Below are 19,084 nucleotides of genomic sequence, written 5' to 3' on the forward strand. Positions count from 1 at the left end.
GATTGGTGCGAGGGTCTGCTAGCGCTCGACGTCCAACGCCTTATCCCGCTTTGATCAACCTGACGAGACCACTGACGATGAAGCCTGCAAGTCTCTGCCGGGGCCCTTTCAAGGCCCACTCTGGGAGCGTGGCGCTCCTTATGCTCTCTACGATCAGCAGTGGGTTGTGCGCCGAATCAGCGCCACCCGATCCGACAGCGATGCCAGCGTACCTCCAGCTACACCGTGATGTCCTGATCAACGCCGATCTCTGGGATGACCAGCCCCGTATTCTCGCCGCTGGCTATGGCTTCGAAGGCATCCAGGGTATCCCTGGTCTCTTGTCAGCCGCTGATCTACCGGCTGCGGTCGCGGCTGGTGCCGGGGTCAATCTCGATTGGGCGGCATTGGACCCCGTGCCGCCGTTACGCAATCTCACCTCTGGAGCCAGTCCGATCGGGATCGCGGTGGCAGGCTTCGGCGCCATGCCGCTCTTCGCCGATGCGATGCCGATCGAGTTCAGCTGGCCGTTACTGCCGAGCACGGTCTCGGCCACGGATATAGCGATCCACCTGAACACAGGTGCGGTGGTGACGCCGGTTGCGGCAGCGCTCAATCCCAATTACGACCTCAATGAGCGTCATGTGATCGTGGTGTTTGGCCAGTTCGGTAATCGGCTTGCACCCGGAGAGCCGGGCGCAATCTATCCGGAGAGCATCGAGATCGTCGCTGACGCAACGCCGCTCACCGCTGTCGGCCCGGATGGACCCCTGTCGATCGTGGGCCTGACGCAGACGAGTAGTAATCCCTATGTCGCAGGTCCCTCGCTCGTTGGGGCGAAGCTGAGTCGGTTCTCGCCAGTCGGGGATTTCCCGCCGCCAGCGTTGGCCAACGCTTTCCCGAACGATGCCTTCTCGCTCTATGGGTCAGAGGCGCAATTCCGCTTGCGGCTGTTCACCTCAGGCGGTTTTTCACCGGATGGGGTCAGTGGCTTGCTGCCGGACGATTTCGAGCGCTTCTTCCGGCTGCATGCGGTGGATGCTGAGGGTCGCTGGGTCCTGATTAGCCAATCCGGGCTGCACTATGATCTTGGAGATGGTGGGCTTGAGGTCGTCGGCCTGGCCGAGGTCGGTGCGCCGACCGATGGTCCGGCCGATCGTGCCTATTATGTCGAGGATCACGACAACTACTTCGATATCGTGCTCAAAGGCGATGCGAGTGCAGTAGCACGCCTGACGGCCGTCGAGATTCCGACCTCCGCGGTGCCCGGCTACCTCGACCTGTACAACCCCGGTGGACCAGGGCGGACGCCTGACCCGAATACGCGTTACACCAAGCCAGCCCTTGCGGAGCTCGAGCCCATTCGGATCAGTCTGGATGATCCCGATACGGTTAGCTATGCGGCACAGCGGTTGGATGCCTATGATGCCGATGACGACCTGTCAGTGGTGTTTCGACTACGCGACCCGGCAGGGCCGGACCGTTTCACCAGTAGCTCGATCACCGCACAAGACTGGGTTGAGGAAGGACTGGACGTCGTCGGTGTGGATTTTGCCAACGAGGCCGGTCGTCCCGGGGTCAGTGATGTCTGGGCGTTCTGGCATCCCGAGAGCGGTGACCGGGTCTATACGCTGGACCCGGTGCTGCAGACCGCTTTGTCGACGTCGGGCAGTGGCTGGGTCGATGAGGGGCGTGCCTTCGGGGCCTTTGCCACAGCACAACCGGGCGCTGTACCGGTCTACCGTTTCGTTGATCGACGCACCGGTTGGTCCTACTACACGGCCGATCTTGGGGAAGGCTACAGCTTTCCCGGTTATGCGGGAGCCGCAACCACTGGAGACCTTCTGTTCTTCAAGCCCAACCGACCGGATGATGGGCCGAATGCCAATCAGCCAATGGGGGTCGCTTATGCCGGGGTGGCATGGTACGCCGCCGATCTTCGTCCCGGAATGCGTCTGCGTTAGCAGGGCGCCTTGGCCGCTCATCGGTGCCCTTGGCCGGGGAGAGCGATCGCCGCGCTTTGTGCGTCGTGGCGATCGCTCAGAGGGTGAGAACAGCGTCTCAGTTAGACCAGCACGCCTGGCGCGAAGCTGTAGCTGTCGATGATATTGACGTAGTTGGCGCGTTCGAAGTCCGCCGGATTCGGCACGGTAAGAGCGCTGACGCGACCACGAATATCGGCGATCGACTCGAAGCTCTGCTCTTCCATCCAGCGCGTGATCCCGTCGAGGATTCGCGCGACCTGGGGGGCGCCGTTCTTGAGCAGGGTGCTGCAGAGATGAACCGCATCGGTGCCGGCAAGGAGCAGTTTGATGGCGTCATCGGCGGTGTGGATACCGCCAGTGGCCCCGATCGAGAGCCCATCGATACGACCGTAGAGGATCGCGATCCAGCGCATTGCCAGTAGCGCTTCCGCAGAGGTGGAGGGATGCAGGCTTGGCTGTAGCCGCAGGCTATCGGTATTGATGTCGGGCTGATAGAAGCGGTTGAACAGCGAGACGCCGTCGGCGCCGGCCTCGGCGAGACGCTGCACCATGTTGCCGACCGAGCTGAAGCTCGGTGAGAGCTTCATATTGATCGGGATGCTGATCTGGTTCTTGAGGAGGCGCAGGATCTCGAGATAGCGCTCTTCGACCTGGCTGCCATCGAGGTTGATGTCGGCTGCGACATAGTAGACGTTCAGCTCGAGTGCGTCGGCACCGGCTTGCTCGATCTCCTTGGCGTGCTCGATCCAGCCGCCTGGGGTTACACCGTTGAGGCTGGCGATCACTGGGATGTCCAGGGCTACCTTGAGCTGGCGCAGGTTCTCGAGGTAGTTGTCGAGGCCGGTGCTGAAGTCGTTCCAATCGGGGATGATGCTCTCACCGATCTCGGCGAAACCGGTGTCCTGCTGATGCAGGAAGCGGTTCATGGTCTCGGTCTCGGTGGTGACGGCCTCCTCGAACAGCGAATACATGATGATCGCCGAGGCGCCGTGATCCTCGAGCTCCTTCGCTTGCGAGACGCTCTTCGAGAGCGGCGAGGAGGAGGGCACGATCGGGTTTTTGAGCTCGAAGCCGAGGTAGTTGGTGGTTAGGTCCATAGGGATTCTCCGGGGCGAAGGTCATCGTCGGGTGCCTGCGCTCGCGAGGGGTCAAGGCCCCTCGCGCGCTGACAGCGTTCAGGATCTCACTCGGCGTTTGCGGGCTTCTCCGCCTTCTGCCAGGCCAGACGTGCCAGCTGCTCATAGAGCGAGTACTGGCTCTCGACATGCTTCTGCGCCAGCTTCAGGAAGCGCTCGGCATCCGGATGGGTCCGGTTGAGCACGCTGAAGCGGGTCTCGCTGGCCAGATAGTCCCGATACGGGATGCTCGGCGCCTTGCTGTCCATGTGCAGCGGATTCTCACCCTTCTCGACCTTGCGCGGATCATAGCGGAACAACGGCCAGTGGCCCGAGTTGACCGCCATGTCCTGCTGGCGCAGGTTGTTCGACATGTCGACGCCGTGCGCGATGCAGGGCGAGTAGCAGATCAACACCGACGGACCGGGGTAGGACTCGGCCTCGAGGAAGGCGCGGATGGTCTGCACGTCCTTGGCGCCGAAGGCGATCTGCGCGACATAGACGTTCTCGTAGGCCATCGCCATCATGGCCAGGTCCTTCTTAAAGGTCGGCTTGCCGCCCGCCGCGAACTTGGCCACCGCGCCCATGGGCGTCGCCTTCGAGGTCTGGCCACCGGTGTTGGAGTAGACCTCGGTGTCGAGCACCAGCAGATTGACATCGCGCCCGGTCGAGAGGACGTGGTCGACGCCGCCGTAGCCGATGTCGTAGGCCCAGCCGTCGCCACCAACGATCCAGACGCTGCGCTTGACCAGGTTCTCGCAGATGCTGAGCAGGACCCTGGCCTCGCGGCCGTCCATCCCGGCGAGCTTCTCCTTGAGCGCGGCGACGCGCTGGCGTTGCTCGAAGATGCCGGCCTCGCTGCTCTGATCGGCCTTGAGCAGCCCGTCGGCCAGGTCGGTGCCGATCTTGTCGGCGAGCAGCGCGACGTACTCGCGTGCCTGCTCGGTCTGCTTATCGACCGCCATGCGCAAGCCGAGACCGAACTCGGCGGTGTCCTCGAACAGCGAGTTGTTCCAGGTCGGGCCGCGGCCATCGGGGTTGGTGGTGTAGGGCGTGGTCGGCAGGTTACCGCCGTAGATCGACGAGCAGCCGGTGGCGTTGCCCATCAGCATCCGGTCGCCGAACAGCTGGGTGGCGAGCTTGATGTAGGGCGTCTCGCCGCAGCCGACGCAGGCGCCCGAGAACTCGAACAGCGGCTGCAGCATCATCGCGTGCTTGATCTTGCTCGCGTCGAGCTTGGTGCGGTCGTATTCCGGCAATGACAGGAAGAAGTCCCAGCGCGGCACCTCGATGTCGTGGCGCTCCTCGGCCGGGCGCATGTTGAGCGCCTTGCGCTGAGGGTCCTTGCGGTCACGAATCGGACAGACCTCGACGCAGAGCCCGCAGCCGGTGCAGTCATCGGGTGCGATCTGATAACTGATGCGGAACCCTTCCGGGAAGTCCTTGCCCTTGAGCTTGGCGCTCTGGAATCCCTCTGGTGCCTGCGCGAGCTCGTCCTCGGCGAAGACCTTGGAACGGATCGCCGCATGCGGACAGACCAGCGGGCACTTGCCGCACTGGGTGCAGAGGTCCTCTTCCCACTCCGGCAGCTCAAGGGCGATGTTGCGCTTCTCGAAGCGGGTGGTGCCGGTCGGCCAGGTGCCATCGGCTGGCATCAGGCTCACGGGCAGGCTGTTGCCCTTGTTCGCGATCAGGGTCGCGGTGACGCGTTGGACGAAATCGGGCGCGTCGGCAGGGACTACCGGCGGGCGCTCGAACTGGCTGCTGACCGCGCCCGGGATCGGGACCTGGTGCAGCCCATCAAGGGTGGCATCGATCGCGGCGTAGTTGCGATCGAGCAGACGCTGGCCCTTCTTGCCGTAGGTCTTCTTTACCGCGTCCTTGATCTTCGCAATCGCCTCGTCCTTCGGCAGGATGCCGGAGATGGCAAAGAAGCAGGTCTGCATGATGGTGTTGATGCGCCGCCCCATGCCGGTCTTCTCGGCGATGTCGTAGGCGTCGACGACGTAGAGCTTGATGTCCTTATCGATGATCTGCTGCTGCATCGATTTCGGCAGATCGTCCCAGACCTTGTCAGCCGGCGTTGGTGAGTTGACCAGGAAGGTCGCTCCGTCCTTGGCCTTGTCGAGCATCTCGTAACGGGTCAGGAAGGTCGGCTGATGGCAGGCGACGAAACTGGCCTCACCATCGCCGATCAGATAGGTGCTCTTGATCGGGTTGGGCCCGAAGCGCAGGTGCGAGATGGTCACCGCGCCGGCCTTCTTGGAATCGTACTCGAAGTAGCCCTGGCCGTAGTTCGGCGTCTCCTCGGAGATGATCTTGATCGAGTTCTTGTTGGCCGAGACGGTACCGTCGGAGCCGAGCCCGTAGAAGACGCACTCGGTGACGCCTTCGCCCGCGGGCTTGAAGGCCGGGTCCCAGTCCAGGCTCGTGTGACTGACGTCATCGATGATGCCGATGGTGAACTTGTTCTTCGGCTTGTCCTTGGCCAGCTCGTCGAACACCCGCTTGACCATCGCCGGGGTGAACTCTTTCGACGAGAGTCCGTAGCGCCCGCCGACGATGCGCGGCATGGTCGCCATGCTGCCCTCGCCAACGGCTTCGGCCAGCGCCGTGACCACATCCAGATAGAGCGGCTCGCCATTGGAGCCCGGCTCCTTGCAGCGATCCAGCACGCCGATGGTCTTGACCGTGACCGGCAGGGCCTCGAGCAGGTGCGCCTTGCTGAACGGCCGGAACAGCCGGACCTTGATCAGGCCGACCTTCTCGCCCTGCGCGGCCAGCGCCTCGACTGCCTCCTCGGCGGCGCCGGTGCTGGAGCCCATCAGCAGGATCACGCGCTCGGCGTCCTCAGCGCCGACATACTCGAACAGCTTGTATTGGCGCCCGGTCAGCTCGGCGAGCTGATCCATGCGCTTCTGCACGATCTCCGGCACCGCGGCATAGAACGGATTCACCGTCTCGCGGCCCTGGAAGTAGACGTCCGGGTTCTGGCTGGTGCCGCGAATGATCGGATGATCCGGATTCATCGCCCGCTCGCGATGGGCCTTGACCAGGTCCTCGTCGATCATTGTGCGGATCTGCTCGTGCGAGAGCTTCGCGATCTTGTTGACCTCGTGCGAGCTGCGGAAACCGTCGAAGAAGTGCAGGAAGGGCACCCGCGACTCGAGCGTCGAGGCCTGCGCGATCAACGCAAAGTCCATGACCTCCTGCACCGAGCCGGAGCAGAACATCGCATAGCCGGTCGAGCGGCAAGACATCACGTCGGAATGGTCACCGAAGATCGACAGGCCCTGGGCCGCCAGCGAGCGCGCCGAGACATGGAACACCGCCGGACTCAGCTCACCAGCGATCTTGTACATGTTCGGGATCATCAGCAGCAGACCCTGCGAGGCGGTGAAGGTGGTCGACAGGGACCCCGCCTGGAGCGCGCCATGGATGGTCCCGGCGGCGCCGGCCTCACTCTGCATCTCGATGACACTGGGGACCGTGCCCCAAAGGTTCTTGACCCCCAGCGAGGACCATTCGTCCGCCCATTCGCCCATGTTGGATGAGGGCGTGATGGGATAGATGGCGATGACCTCGTTGGTCAAATGTGCGACGTAGGCGGCGGCTTCATTGCCGTCGACGGTGACCATATGCTCTTGCGACATCGTGTTACCACGTTGGATAGGTGATGGGTGCTCCGGCCATGGCGCCAGGCGAGACGCGACCTTGGTCCCCAGAAATCGCCCGCTAGCGAGCGTCAGTTGCGAGCCCTTCTTGGGAAACCTGTGTGCCGGCTCGGCCGGAGACGGGAAACTCGGCGGAACTATAGCGAGATTCTTACCTTCACCGGATGATCTGGATTCAAGAACCTTAAGGAATTCAACGCGAGCATGATCCGGGTCAGGAAACTGAGGCGATTGATTCCCAATATCTCGGGGACCTGCTCGGACCCTTTCGGTCTAGGTCAAATCTTATTATTGATTAACACCTTGACGGTGGGGTTTTGGGTGTCGATCATCCGCGGCTTGTGGAGCCAGACGGGGTTGGCCTTGGGCTGTTGGCGAACGCGCGCCTGGCTATAATCGCCGGATGACTCTCCCCCTGACACCGGAGCGCGCGATCGCCTTGCGGCGTATGACCGAGGCCGATCTCACCGAGGTCATGCAGGTCGAGTGTGAGGCCTATGCGGTGCCCTGGACCGAGGGCATCTTTCGCGACTGTTTGCGTGCGAGCTATTACTGTCTGGTCGCCGATCGGGCGGGACGCTTGATCGGGCATGCGGTGATGTCGGTGGCCGCGGGTGAGTGCCATATCCTGAATCTCTGCGTGGCGCCGAGCCACCAAGGCCGTGGGCTTGGACGGCAAATGCTGCGGCGAGTGCTCGCGCTGGCGCGTCAGCGTGAGGCGGATACCGCTTTCCTCGAGGTGCGGGCATCAAACCAGGGCGCGATTCGGCTCTACCAGGCTGAGGGGTTTGATGAGATCGGCCTGCGCAAGGGTTATTACCCCAGTTCCGATCCAAGTGCTGATCCGAACCGAGACGGCCGCGAAGACGCGGTGCTGATGGCGCGTGCGTTGTAACCGGCAGTTAGACGGATCGTTTCCCTGATTGCCAGTCAACGATTACCGCCTTCGGCTCACTCAAGGGCTGAAGCAATGTCGGTTTGGGGGAAATCGTCACCCTTGTAGAGCAAGGGTCGATCCGTGCTCCTTGCCAAGGCGTATGCGAAGCAATCGCCAAAATTGAGACCCGCGGGATGCATGCCCTTGACATAGTCCAAGTAGGCCTGACGAGCGATCTCGGCCTGTTCACGGGTGACCGGGGCAACCTCAACCCGGGCCTTGGCCATCAAGGCGTCGAGCTGCCTGCTGGCAGCAGGTCCGAGCTGTTTGTCGATCACAATGCCGGCTTCAAGAAAGTTGGCTGCGGACATCCTCCGTTGATCCGCACCGGCAATCGCGTCCGCGAAGCGGGCCGCGTCATTCTCGGCGAACAGGATCGCCAGCTCGGCGGAGGTGTAGATGATCACCCCGGCAATCCGGAGTCGTCGTAGAGAAGCTCGCCATGGTTGGTGGTGTCGCGACGGCCATAAGCGGCGCAGCGCTTCCCGATGGCCTGAAGGTCGTTCGATAAGCTGTGACGATCGCGTTCCCGGCGGGCGCGTTCCAGGCGTTCATGCAGTGCGACGATGACCGCCCTTGTCTTGGACTCGCCGGTCAAGCAAGCCAACTCCGCAACCAAGGCATCGGCCTCGGGACTATTGATATTCAGCGACACAACAATTCTCCATTTGCAGACAATAACGCTGTCTTTCTACCCTCTGTGCTTAGAATAGAGCAAACCAACCTTGGTCTTGTCAACGTCCATTCAGGCATCCGTTGCCTTCAGCTCGTCGTGTGTCTGAAGGTTCACTTGAATGCTCATTCATGGACGTCTCTTCCTGTGGTCCTCGGCATTCGTCTTGTGAGCTCGCTTCTATGGCGCTGCTGTTGCCGCTTCGAGCGGCTGCATCGCGCGCTCGAACTCCCCGGGATTCAGATACTGGATCACGACGCCACCATCGGGGTCGCGGGCGATGTCGAGCCCCTTATCCGGATAGAGCCAGTGCACCACGCCGCGCTCTTCGGTGAGCTTGCGCTCGGGCTCGCCGAAACGGCCGACGATGTCTTCGGGGCGGAGGCTCTTCCAAGGCAGATAGGTGATCGAGCGGATCGGCGCCTCAGTGAGTCTAGCGGCGTCCTCGGGGTCGAGCTTGACCTTTCGGCTGCCGCTCGCGAGCTTGCTGGCGCGCAGGCCGCGATCGTACATCGCGGCGAGCTGCTCCTGCGGCACCGCCAGTGAGGCCACCCAATCGGCCTTTAGATTGCTGAGCAGGATGTTGTCGAAATAGGCTTCGACGGTGAAATCAGCGTCAGGGGCATCAGGCTTGGTCTCAGCAAACAGGTTGAGCTTGCCTTCCTCACCGAGCAAGCTGCGCAGGTCAGCGAGCGTGCTCTCGCCGAGCGTCAAACCAAACACTTGCAGCTGGCCGCTTGGGGTGCGGGTAATGTCCCATGGGTAGAGCTTGACGCCGGCACGTTGGTCGGGGAAGGCCGAGAGCAGCATCCAGATACCGATGAAGGCGAGGAGGGCACCGGTCAGCACCGAGAGCAGGATCTTGCGGTCCATTAGCAGTCGCTCATGCGTTTAGCATTCAGGATGTCAAGCGATGACGCATGCATCGCTGAAGCTCATGCATCACTAATCAGGGCGGCGACGACCCGCCGACCCTCACCGGCGAGGATGTTGTAAGTGCGGCAGGCGGCGCCGGTATCCATGATCTCGATGCCGATGCCTTGCGCTAGCAGGCTGGCATAGAGCGCAGGGTCCGGGAAACGCTGGCGGGCGCCAGTGCCAAGCACGACGACCTGTGGCGCTAGCTCGGCAATGGCCTCGAAGTGCATCGGCTCCAACTGCTCGAACTGCGCCGGACCCCAGTCGGTCAGCACCCGCCCAGCGGTTAGCGCGAGTGTGCCGCTGTAGTGCCGGCCTTGGATACGCACCTGGCCTGGCTCATGGGCCTCGATCAGCGGCCCTGCATCGGTCTCGAACTCGGAGAATTTCATCGACGCGACAGTAACCGAGGACAGCGCTCAAGACAAGCCAGCTCAGCCTAAGCCCTGGCATCCGCAACCGAGATGCGCCAAGCACGGCGTCTGATGAACAGTATCCGTCGGCGGCCGTCCTTGGCGGTTGCCAAAAGCCTCAGCCCAGCACCGGCGTGCTTGGGCCAACGGCCGGAGCTGCGGGCCGCAGTGCCTCTCCCTTATCGAAGGTGTTCTCCATGAACTCGAGTGCGCTGCGCTTGGTGCGGATGAAGTGCGTCTCGTCGAGCAGTGCGAACAGTCTGCCGCGTCTTAGGGTCTCGTAGACTTGGGTCTTGAGGCTCGAGAAGTAGAGCTCGACACCGTTATCGCGGAAGGTCTCGATCACATCGCGCAAGCGCTCTTCGCCAGTGACGTCGATATCGTTGATGCCACTGCCGTCGATCAGGACGGCGCGCGCCTGCGGGTTCTTGGCACGCGCCTCGAGCAGGACGTCTTCGAAACGCGAGGCATTGACGAAGTTGAGCGAGCCGTCAAAGCGCACAACAATGAAGTTGTTGCCGATTGGCTCCAGCTCGTTGGTACTGACTCCAGCCAAACTGCCATCGGGTCGACGGCCGAGGATATCGGTGCGCGGCTGCATGGTGCGCACCAGGAACAGCACGATGGCGAGTCCCGCGCCGAGCAGGATTCCATTGGCCAGTTGTGGCGCCATCGCCAGCGTGGCAAGGAAGGTGATCAGACCGACCAGGGCCTCTTGCCGTTCGATCTCCCAGGCCCGCATCAGAGAGCGCACGTTGATCAGTCCGAACACGGCCATCATCACGATGACCGCGAGCACGGCTTGTGGTAGGTGGTAAAGCAACGGCGTCAGGAACAGCAGCACCAACATCACCGCGATAGCGCTGATGATCGCGAACAGCCCGGTCTTGGCGCCGTTCTTGGCAGCAACCGCCGAGCGTGAGAATGAGCCGCTGACGGTATAGGAGCTAAAGAAACTGCCGACGATGTTGGCCAGCCCCTGGCCGACCAGCTCCTTGCTCGTATCGACCCGCTCACGGGTTTGGGCAGCGATGGCTTTGGAGATCGAGGTCGCTTCCATGAAGCCGATCAGCGCCATGACCAATGCCGATGGGAGGAGAGTCCAGAAGAAGTCCATGCGCATCTCCGGCATCTGGAAGCTCGGCAGGCCTGCCGGTATCGTACCGACCACGGCACCGCCGCCCCGCATCTTGACCTGATCGCCATCGACCTTGCTGATGCGCCAGGTGTGGCCGTCGGCCTCGACATTAGCCGGCACGGCGCCGTGGCGGTAGAACAGGTCACGGCCATCCTCGGTCAGCACATGCTCGAATCGCAGGTTATGCAATGCAACCTGGCGCTCATTATTGGCGAGCTTGCGCTGATTCATCTCCCGGGTCAGCACGCGCAGGTCGGCCTCCAACAGCGCCAGCTCGGCAAAGCGATTGGGGTCATCGGCGGAAACCAGCTTCCGTAGGTCCTGATTGATACGGGCCGTGGTCACGCCGAGCGAGTCGATTGCTCGAGCCGTAGAGGCATAGCCGGCGGCCAGCTCACGCGCCTCTTGATCCTGGATGGCATCGATCGAGACCAGCTGATTGCGCTCGAAGCCGATCGACCAGCTGACCAGAGTCGTCAGCACGACGGCGAGCAGGACCCCAGGGATCTTCGGTATCACCCGCCGTGCACCGATGATGATGGCGAAGGTCGCGATCGCGAAGACTAGGGTCGGAAGGTGGGTTTGCGGCAGCTGCTGAACCACGGTCCAGAGATCGAGCACGAAGTTGTCGGTGCGCGGGAAGGGGACATTGAGGATCTTGCTCAGCTGAGACAGGCCGATGATCAGCGCAGCCGCATTGGTGAAGCCAACGATCACCGGACTCGAGAGGAAATTGACCAGGATGCCCATGCGCAGCAGCCCGAGGGCGAGACGCAAGACGCCGACCATCAACGCCAGCATCACCGAGAGGGCGATAAAGTCCTCGCTGCCAAGCGCCGCCAGCGGCAGCACGGCGGCGGCCGACATCAGCGAGAGCATCGCCACCGGGCCGGTGTGTAGCTGTGGCAGCGAGCCCCAGAGCGAGGCGACGATGACCGGCATGAACGAGGCATAGAGGCCGTAGACCACTGGCAGCCCGGCGAGCTGGGCATAGGCCATGCTCTGCGGGACCAAGACGAGCGCAACCGTGATGCCGGCGATGAGATCTCCGCGCAGCCGGTCGCCCGAGAGTGGGAACCAGCGCAGGAACGGAAACAGCGTGTTCAACAGAGTAGCGGGCATGGGTGTCTCGAACCTTGATACAGCAGCGAATCGATGTCATCCAAACCGCCCATTGTAGCCTGCCTGAATCTTGCAGGGCATTGATGTTCCTGGGGTAATGCATCAATGCTATCGATGTAACTCGAAGATCGAAATCGATCCAGTCGACAATTAGGGTTAGCCTGCTGAAGAATAAGGAGGATGCGACGCTTAGGCTCACTGCGCAACGCTGTTCTGCTGTTCGTACTGTTGCCGCTGCTCGGCATCCTGGTCGCCGTGGGCATGCTCGGACTGCGCGAGATCGAAGGCCAGATGATGCGCCGCTTGCAGGATGATATCGAGCTGGTGGCGCGCTCGATCAGACTGCCGATCGCGGCAGCGATGGTGCGCAGCGATACCGACGCCGTGCGCGAGGCGCTGGACTCGATCTTCCAGATCGTCAGGTGTTTGGCGCCTACGTCTACGATCGCTCTGGTGAGCGCGTCGCGACCAGTGGACCGAACAGCCCCTTGCTGGAGCGCCGGCGCGATGCGCGCGCGCTCACCGCCGAAGGCACCCAAGGCAGTGTTGACGAGCGCCGCGGTCGTGAGGTGTTCTCGTTCTTCCTACCCCTGTTCGATGACGCTGGGCAGGTGGTTGGGCTGCTGCAGGTCACGCGTGATCTCTCCCGTTTCCAAGACTATCTGGCCGGCCTACGCTGGCTCGGGGGCATCGCGCTGGGTCTGCTCGCGCTGGTCTTCGTGCTTGTGGTCCTGGTGGGGGCATCATCGGGCCGTTGGGCGGCATGTGCGCGCCTTTATGGGCGCAATGGAGCCGATCGGCACCGGCCAGTCAGGATTGCGCGTACCGCAGCGGGGGCCAGATGAGCTGCGTCGTCTCGGTGCCAGTATCAACGCCATGATCGGGCGCTGGGAGGCCTCCGAGCAACGCCTGCGCGATCAACGCGCGCGTGAAGCGCGGCTTGAGCGCGAGCTACGCCAATCGGAAAAGCTGGCGGCCATTGGGCGGCTCGCCGCCGGCTTGGCGCATGAGCTTGGCACCCCGCTCGGCAGCGTGGCGGGGTGCGCCCAGCGAGCGGCGCGGCACTTGCCAGCCGAGGCACCGGCACAGGCTGAGCTGGCACAGCTGCTCGTTGAGCTCGGTCGTGTCGAGGAGATCCTGCGCGAGCTGCTCGATTTCGCCCGTCGGGGGGTCTTGAATCGCCGCGAGGTCGAATTGGCACCGTTGATCCAAGGCGTCGTGGCGCGCTCGCGACAGGCATCCGCGCGCCACGATCTCCAGGTCGAGATCGAGCTGCCCGACAGCCTGGCTGAGCTCAGACTCGAGGTCGACCCGCTACGCGTGGAGCAGGCCCTGGGCAACCTGCTGGATAATGCCCTGCAGGCCGCTGCAAGGCGGGTTCGGCTCAGCGCTGAGCTGGCCGAGGAGCAGCTGCACCTGCAGGTCGAGGATGATGGTCCAGGTGTTGCCTCTGAGGCCATCGAGCGCCTGTTCGAGCCCTTCTTCACCACCAAGCCGGTTGGACAGGGCACCGGTCTGGGGTTGGCTGTGGCCGGTGCCGCCATCGCTGAGCATGGTGGTCGCCTTTGGCTGGCGTCTGCGTGTCAGCAGGGCGCCTGTTTCCAGATGACCTTGCCGCTAACGCGCAACCCCGAGGCCACTGCTGAGCCGCGAGGAGCCGATGATGTCTGCTGAGCCTGGAGCTGAGCATCCGCTGATCTTGGTGGTCGAGGACGACAGCGGCTATCGGCAGTTATTGCTCGAGGAGCTGGAAGATGCTGGCTATGCGTTGACTGGAGTGGCCGATGCAAGCGAGGCACAAGCCGTCCTTGCCCGCCAGACCGTGGCGCTGGTGCTGAGCGATCTGCGGCTGCCCGGTGAGGACGGGCTCGCGGTGCTGCAGATGACCCGGGCACTGACGCCGCGACCCGGCTTCATCATGCTGACCGGCTTTGGCACCATCGGTCAGGCGGTGGCTGCGCTCAAGGCCGGGGCCGATGATTTCCTGACCAAGCCGGTCGACCTCGAGCATCTGCGGCTGGCCGTGGCGCGGGTACTGGAGAACCGGCAGCTTCAGGCTGAGGTGGCGCGCTATCGCCAGGTGCTGGCGGGCGGCGAGTTCCATGGCATGCTCGGCGAGAGTCCGGCCATGCGTGCGCTCTATGATCTGATCCGCCGCATCGCCCAGTCCGACAGCAGCGTGCTGATCACCGGCGAGTCCGGCACCGGCAAGGAGCTGGTGGCGCGGGCGCTGCAGGCCGAGGGCCCGCGCTCGGCGGCGCCGTTCATTGCCATCAACTGCGCCGGTATCCCGGAGAGCCTGCTCGAGTCGGAGCTGCTTGGCCACGCCGCCGGTGCCTTCAGCGGCGCGCGATGCGCCCGTCAAGGGCTGTTCGTTGCCGCCGATGGCGGCACCCCGTTTCTGGACGAGATCGCCGAGATGCCGCCGGCGATGCAGACCAAACTGCTGCGGCTGCTGCAGGACGGCCGTGTGCGACCGGTGGGCGCCAACACCGAGATCACGACCGATGTTCGCATCCTTGCCGCCACCCATCGCGACATTAGCGCGCGCATCGCCGACGGACAGTTCCGCGAGGATCTGTTCTACCGCCTCGAGACCTTCCGCATTCAGGTGCCACCGCTGCGGGACCGGGGCGAGGATATCGCCACCTTACTGCAGCATTGTCTGCAGAAGCAGACGGTTGCGCGCGCGCCCGGCTCGGCGCTTTGCAACCGAGGCCTGGCGTGCCCTGCTGCGCTACCCCTATCCCGGCAATGTGCGCGAGTTGGAAAATCTCATCGAGCGCGCCGTCACGCTGGCCCCGGAGACGGAGATCAGCTTGGAGGACTTGCCTGAGCCGGTGCGCGTTGGGCTCAATACGAACGGGCTGATGCCTGCGCCCTCGACGGCGTCGAGCGCGTTTCCGGGCTTGCCATCGGGGTTGTCATCGGGCTTGGCGGCTGGAGATTCGGCGGCGGGATGCAGAGCGCCGGGCACCGACGAGGACTGGCAAACGCTGGCCGAGGTTGAGGCCGGCTACATCCGCGCGGTCTTGGCCTGGAGCCAGGGCAACAAACAGCGCGCGGCCAAGATTCTCGGGATCGGGCGCAAGACGCTCTATCGCAAGCTTGAGGATGCATCGGGACAGGATGCCACGTAGCCAAACGACACATGTGTCGAAATGACCCGCGCGCAAGAGCGTTCAATGGTGGCTGATAATGTGACGAGAATCCCATAGGCCTCTGTTTTCTCTTTTTTTTCGTCTTTTTCCGTTGTTGGCATGGGACGTGATTACCTCAGGTTGCCATTCACACTCGTCTCACCTGGAGGTTTGACATGACGATGATGACCATCGAACGACTCGCTCCTATGGCTGCACTGACGGTGCTGCTCACTGCCATCGGAACGGCTCTAGCCCAGCAGGGTACAGCAGGCCAAGGCATGGGCGGCCAAGGTACGGGAGCTGGCCCGGCGGCCGGTTACCAAGCAGCGCCGAGCGCCCCATGAATGTCGATGATAAGAAGGTCGAAGATTTTGCGGAGGCCTTCTTGTCAGTGCAGGAGATCAGCGAAGACCTGACCGCAAAGCTCTCGGATGCGCCGAACGCCGATAATGCGCAGAGCATGCAGCGCGAGGCACAGGATAAGATGGCCGAGAAGGTCGAGGAGAGTGGACTCTCGGTTGAGGAGTACAATGACATCGCGATCGGCATGCGGCGCGATCCAAAACTTGCCGACCGGGTCAAGACGGCCATCAATGAGGCTCAATAATCCGTGACCAGCGCTTGAGCGCTCAACGGCTCTGGAGCTTCGCGATTCCAGTGCACAAGTTGGGCTGCCATGATGGCGCGTGACGTGGACAAGCCGCCGACCGTCTCGGTAGGCGGCTTTCTCACGATATCAACCATGGTGATCTCAGGAGGTCGGGATGCGTAACGGCGCTAGTGCGGCAACCCTGCTGCTTTGCATGATCAGCCTGCCGTCGACGGTTGCGAGTGCCGCGACCTCGGAGACCGCGGCCAAGGCGCAGATGCTGATCGACATGAATCCATTGCTCGCTGGTTATGCCATCGAGGTCCAGGCAAGCGACGCCGGATTGCGTCTGGATGGGGCCGTGGCCAATGCGATCGAAGCCGAGCTCGCCACCGAGCTAGCACAGCTGATCGCAGGGGATGAGGCTGAGATTGACTCGGCGCTGAGCTTGGAGGCACCGATGCCGGAGGCGAGCAGCAGCCTACTGACCCAGGTGCAGGACCGGACCACGGCGGCTCGCCTGCAGCAGCGGCTGCGCTGGCAGGTGAGCAATATCCCGATGGATGTCCGGGTTGAGGTCGAGCGTGGCGTGGTGCGATTAAACGGCCAGGTCGGCACCTCGGCAACCAAGGATCGGATTGCCGCGATGGCGGAGAGCACCGAAGGCGTCAATGAGGTCTTCAACTACATCAGTGTCGATCCTGCCCTGATCGCTGGCGAGCGCGAGCGGCAGGGCCGTGCCGAGCAGCAAGAGCGCGCCGATGACTGGATCAAGAACCGGTTGCGGGCCTTGCTCCAATCTGACACGACCGTGAACGATCGCGCGATCGAGATCAAGGTCAGGGAAGGCGTGGTCACACTGAGCGGCTCGGTGACCTCGGCGGCTGAGCGCAGCGTCGCCGAAACCATCGCCAGCGAGATTCCTGGAGTCCGTGAGGTCGACTCGCGCCTCATCATCGAGCGGCTGTTGTGACAGGCCTGTTCTGATGGGGCCGCGCCAGCGGGACAAAAATCAGCCGGACAAAAAAAACCGCCCGGGCTGAGCGCAGCGCGAGCGGTGTTTATAAGGAGGAGTGGATGGTTCCGGGAACTAAAGTAGCAGCCTCTGCGTAGCGCGTATTTGACAATCCACAATCTGGCCCTTCTGAATCGACTGTCTCGATTCACTGGAATATGGAACCAGGAATCTGGATCAGCGCTTCTGCTTAGGTGTTCAGGAATTTGTCATCTTCGAGCAGTTGTTCGACGCTGAACGGGCAGGTCTATGGAAAGCTGGAGGGTGCAAGCCCGGTCTCGAGGATCGCTTGCTTGCGCGCACCGGGATAACGGCTGGCGGCGAGCTCTTCGAGTCGCGGTCGAAGGCTCGCGCTATCGCGCAGGATGGCGGCGATCTCGTCGTGCGCATTGGCGATGGCTAGGCGCCAACTGACACCGCGATGGCTGAGCTGATGGTGCTACTTGAGCAGGTACAGCATCAGTCTCTTCAAGTGACTGAGGTGGTCTGCAGGAATCGCTTGGGTAGGTCAGTTGCGCGCGATCGTTTTGGGGTTTAAGAGGTGTAACGCTGTCTTCCTGATGAGGGGCAATCGCAGGTGATCGCGAGCCAGCGGCAATGCCAGCTGGCTCCGAATGCTAACACCTCACAGCAGCTTGACCAGAACGGCAATGACCGCGATCGCGACGGTCATCATCCCGCCGAGCTTGATGATGAGGCGATATTCCAGCTCTCGAACCTCGGCCTTCAGGGCCAGCTCCAGCGCCTGCAGATCGGTCTTGGTCGCCACCTCGGCCTCAATGTGAGCGGCGCGAAACGCCTCGGAGATCGCTTCGGCCTGGCTCTCGGGGATGCCGGCATCCTTGAGCGTGCGGATGAATCGATGGGTGTCAAAGGTGATCGTGGTCATGAGCGGCCGTTGTCAGTCAGTGCTGACGGATAACATGGTCCGGCGGCCGGTGGGTGTCAACGGCTCAGCCGCTGAGCACCGCGCCACGGTTGAAGTCGTCGATGTTCTGGCTCATCGTTTCCGCTCCGCCAGGATTCGCTCTAGGATTTCAATTAGAAAAACCGCCCGCACTGGATCAGTGCGAGCGGTATCGCCTTTTGAAATCGCGCCCTGTTCAGGCGATCGGGTCGCTAGGCCAGGCGAAGGGGTTGAGGCTTTCAGGCGGGCTTCCTGTTCTTGCCTAGCTCGCCGAGCTGGTCTCGGGCAAACCGAGCTCGTGCCAGAGCTTCAGGGTGGGAGCGGACTGGTTCATGGTGTAGAAGTGCAGGCCGGGCGCGCCACCATCGAGCAGCCGCTGGCAGAGCTCGAGGACCACATCGTGGCCGAAGCTGCGGATCGATTCCTTGTCATCGCCAAACCCTTCCAGCCGCTTTCTGATCCAGCGTGGGATCTCGGCGCCGCAGGCATCTGAGAAGCGCGCCAGCTGCGCATAGTTGCTGATCGGCATGACGCCAGCGATGATCGGTACGTCGATCTGCATTCGCTGGCATTCCTCGAGGAACCAGAAGTAGGCCTCAGCGCTGTAGAAGTACTGGGTGATGGCCGTATCGGCGCCAGCCTCGACCTTGCGCTTGAAGTTGTCCAGATCAGCCTCGGCGTTCGGCGCCTGTGGATGGAATTCGGGATAGGCGGCGACCTCGATCTTGAAGTGGTCGCCGTACTCCTCGCGCAAGAAGGCAACCAGCTCGTTGGCGTAGCGAAAGGTGCCGATACCGGTGCGGCCCATGCCAGAGGGCATGTCGCCACGGAGTGCGACCAGACGGTCGATGCCTTGCTCGATGTAATGGCCGACGATGTCGCGGATCTCGTCCTTCTCTGAGCCGATGCAGGCGAGGTGAGGAGCGGTGTCGATGCCTTGCTCGCGCAGCCAATCGACGGTCGCAAAGGTGCGCTCGCGGGTTGAGCCGCCGGCGCCGTAGGTGCAAGAGAAGTAGCGGGGGCCGACGGCGTTGAGCCGCTTCACCGCGGTCTTGAGCTTGTCCATACCCTCGGTGGTCTTGGGCGGGAAGAGCTCGAAGCTGAAGGTGCGTTGATCAGGGGTGGTCATAGAGGAGGTCTCCGAGCGTCGAATGAGCCGTTGACCTCTGTCTGCGGGCGCCTGTTGCGAGACGGGTTGCGTGAGGGGATCTGGGCGCGTCGCCGACAGGGTCCGGGATGAACGCGCTTGGCTCCGCGCCGAAGAGGCACGGGGCCGAGCGCGGCACAATCAGGAGCCCGACCGCGGCAGTCGCGCGACGGTCGGGCCCGAGGCCGCTTAGTAGCGGTAGTGCTCCGACTTGAACGGTCCGTCGACGGTGACGCCGATATAGGCGGCCTGATCGGGCGACAGCTGGGTCAGCGTGGCGCCAACCTTGTCCAGATGCAGACGCGCGACCTCTTCATCGAGGTGCTTGG

15 protein-coding genes and 3 pseudogenes are annotated in these 19,084 nt (G+C 62.8%); 7 read left to right on the top strand and 11 right to left on the bottom strand.

The features are described 5' to 3' along the window. The first annotated feature begins 200 nt into the window (after nt 1–200). Nucleotides 201–1,943: a hypothetical protein gene (locus ACY693_RS03795; RefSeq protein ID WP_462320503.1), complete on the top strand. Its 1,743-nt coding sequence runs from the start codon at nt 201–203 to the stop codon at nt 1,941–1,943. Between the two features lie 101 nt (nt 1,944–2,044). Here ACY693_RS03795 and ACY693_RS03800 read toward each other — a convergent pair whose 3' ends face one another. Then, on the bottom strand, nt 2,045–3,061 hold the full coding sequence (locus tag ACY693_RS03800) for a dihydroorotate dehydrogenase-like protein (protein ID WP_462320504.1): 1,017 nt from the start codon (nt 3,059–3,061) through the stop codon (nt 2,045–2,047). Nucleotides 3,062–3,147: 86 nt separating this feature from the next. After that, on the bottom strand, nt 3,148–6,732 hold the full coding sequence (gene nifJ / locus ACY693_RS03805; protein ID WP_462320505.1) for a pyruvate:ferredoxin (flavodoxin) oxidoreductase: 3,585 nt from the start codon (nt 6,730–6,732) through the stop codon (nt 3,148–3,150). Between the two features lie 424 nt (nt 6,733–7,156). Between nifJ and rimI the strand changes: the two genes are divergently transcribed. After that, nucleotides 7,157–7,648, top strand: a complete 492-nt coding sequence (gene rimI, locus ACY693_RS03810; RefSeq protein WP_462320506.1) for a ribosomal protein S18-alanine N-acetyltransferase — start codon at nt 7,157–7,159, stop codon at nt 7,646–7,648. 56 nt (nt 7,649–7,704) lie between these two features. On the opposite strand, the gene ACY693_RS03815 is transcribed toward rimI, so the two are convergent. The 5 genes from ACY693_RS03815 to ACY693_RS03835 all read right to left on the bottom strand — a co-directional run bounded on the left by ACY693_RS03815 (nt 7,705) and on the right by ACY693_RS03835 (nt 11,954). Then, nucleotides 7,705–8,097, bottom strand: a complete 393-nt coding sequence (locus tag ACY693_RS03815; RefSeq protein WP_462320507.1) for a type II toxin-antitoxin system VapC family toxin — start codon at nt 8,095–8,097, stop codon at nt 7,705–7,707. Further along, a complete protein-coding gene (locus ACY693_RS03820) occupies nt 8,094–8,345 on the bottom strand; it encodes a type II toxin-antitoxin system VapB family antitoxin (protein ID WP_462320508.1) in 252 nt (83 codons plus the stop codon). The genes ACY693_RS03815 and ACY693_RS03820 overlap by 4 nt, the downstream gene beginning before the upstream one ends. Before the next feature lie 198 nt (nt 8,346–8,543). Beyond that, nucleotides 8,544–9,236 (bottom strand): hypothetical protein, encoded by a 693-nt coding sequence (locus tag ACY693_RS03825; RefSeq protein WP_462320509.1) that lies wholly within the window; start codon nt 9,234–9,236, stop codon nt 8,544–8,546. 62 nt (nt 9,237–9,298) lie between these two features. Continuing rightward, nucleotides 9,299–9,673 carry an Mth938-like domain-containing protein gene (locus ACY693_RS03830; RefSeq protein WP_462320510.1) on the bottom strand — a complete coding sequence of 125 codons (375 nt, stop codon included), beginning with the start codon at nt 9,671–9,673 and terminating at the stop codon, nt 9,299–9,301. Between the two features lie 139 nt (nt 9,674–9,812). Next, nucleotides 9,813–11,954 carry a SulP family inorganic anion transporter gene (locus tag ACY693_RS03835; RefSeq protein WP_462320511.1) on the bottom strand — a complete coding sequence of 714 codons (2,142 nt, stop codon included), beginning with the start codon at nt 11,952–11,954 and terminating at the stop codon, nt 9,813–9,815. A gap of 180 nt (nt 11,955–12,134) precedes the next feature. Between ACY693_RS03835 and ACY693_RS03840 the strand changes: the two are divergent. The 5 genes and pseudogenes from ACY693_RS03840 (at nt 12,135) to ACY693_RS03860 (ending at nt 16,659) form a co-directional block, all read left to right on the top strand. Further along, nucleotides 12,135–13,628: pseudogene (locus ACY693_RS03840) on the top strand (sensor histidine kinase). Continuing rightward, nucleotides 13,618–15,094, top strand: a pseudogene (locus tag ACY693_RS03845) (sigma-54-dependent transcriptional regulator). The pseudogenes ACY693_RS03840 and ACY693_RS03845 overlap by 11 nt, the downstream one beginning before the upstream one ends. Before the next feature lie 176 nt (nt 15,095–15,270). After that, nucleotides 15,271–15,441: a hypothetical protein gene (locus tag ACY693_RS03850; protein WP_462320512.1), complete on the top strand. Its 171-nt coding sequence runs from the start codon at nt 15,271–15,273 to the stop codon at nt 15,439–15,441. Then, entirely contained in the window at nt 15,438–15,704 is a 267-nt protein-coding gene (locus ACY693_RS03855; RefSeq protein ID WP_462320513.1) for a DUF4168 domain-containing protein, read from the top strand. Before ACY693_RS03850 ends, ACY693_RS03855 begins: the two co-directional genes overlap by 4 nt. Before the next feature lie 157 nt (nt 15,705–15,861). Then, nucleotides 15,862–16,659: a BON domain-containing protein gene (locus tag ACY693_RS03860; RefSeq protein WP_462320514.1), complete on the top strand. Its 798-nt coding sequence runs from the start codon at nt 15,862–15,864 to the stop codon at nt 16,657–16,659. 289 nt (nt 16,660–16,948) lie between these two features. Here ACY693_RS03860 and ACY693_RS03865 read toward each other — a convergent pair. The 4 genes and pseudogenes from ACY693_RS03865 to ACY693_RS03880 form a co-directional block, all read right to left on the bottom strand. Beyond that, nucleotides 16,949–17,122 (bottom strand): annotated as a pseudogene (locus tag ACY693_RS03865) (DUF29 family protein); the annotation flags it as partial. A 204-nt stretch (nt 17,123–17,326) separates the two neighbouring features. Next, on the bottom strand, nt 17,327–17,590 hold the full coding sequence (locus ACY693_RS03870) for a DUF1640 domain-containing protein (RefSeq protein ID WP_462320515.1): 264 nt from the start codon (nt 17,588–17,590) through the stop codon (nt 17,327–17,329). A gap of 280 nt (nt 17,591–17,870) precedes the next feature. After that, nucleotides 17,871–18,737: a methylenetetrahydrofolate reductase [NAD(P)H] gene (metF, locus tag ACY693_RS03875; RefSeq protein WP_462320516.1), complete on the bottom strand. Its 867-nt coding sequence runs from the start codon at nt 18,735–18,737 to the stop codon at nt 17,871–17,873. Nucleotides 18,738–18,944: 207 nt separating this feature from the next. Next, a partial coding sequence (locus tag ACY693_RS03880; protein WP_462320517.1) for an adenosylhomocysteinase occupies nt 18,945–19,084 on the bottom strand: 140 nt, incomplete at its 5' end.

The organism is Halochromatium sp. (assembly GCF_054919635.1).

Coding starts and splice junctions, on each gene's coding strand:
- ACY693_RS03795 (WP_462320503.1), top strand. CDS start 201: ATGCCAGCGTACCTCCAGCTACACCGTGATGTCCTGATCAACGCCGAT.
- ACY693_RS03800 (WP_462320504.1), bottom strand. CDS start 3,061: ATGGACCTAACCACCAACTACCTCGGCTTCGAGCTCAAAAACCCGATC.
- nifJ (WP_462320505.1), bottom strand. CDS start 6,732: ATGTCGCAAGAGCATATGGTCACCGTCGACGGCAATGAAGCCGCCGCC.
- rimI (WP_462320506.1), top strand. CDS start 7,157: ATGACTCTCCCCCTGACACCGGAGCGCGCGATCGCCTTGCGGCGTATG.
- ACY693_RS03825 (WP_462320509.1), bottom strand. CDS start 9,236: ATGGACCGCAAGATCCTGCTCTCGGTGCTGACCGGTGCCCTCCTCGCC.
- ACY693_RS03830 (WP_462320510.1), bottom strand. CDS start 9,673: ATGAAATTCTCCGAGTTCGAGACCGATGCAGGGCCGCTGATCGAGGCC.
- ACY693_RS03835 (WP_462320511.1), bottom strand. CDS start 11,954: ATGCCCGCTACTCTGTTGAACACGCTGTTTCCGTTCCTGCGCTGGTTC.
- ACY693_RS03850 (WP_462320512.1), top strand. CDS start 15,271: ATGACGATGATGACCATCGAACGACTCGCTCCTATGGCTGCACTGACG.
- ACY693_RS03855 (WP_462320513.1), top strand. CDS start 15,438: ATGAATGTCGATGATAAGAAGGTCGAAGATTTTGCGGAGGCCTTCTTG.
- ACY693_RS03860 (WP_462320514.1), top strand. CDS start 15,862: ATGCGTAACGGCGCTAGTGCGGCAACCCTGCTGCTTTGCATGATCAGC.
- ACY693_RS03870 (WP_462320515.1), bottom strand. CDS start 17,590: ATGACCACGATCACCTTTGACACCCATCGATTCATCCGCACGCTCAAG.
- metF (WP_462320516.1), bottom strand. CDS start 18,737: ATGACCACCCCTGATCAACGCACCTTCAGCTTCGAGCTCTTCCCGCCC.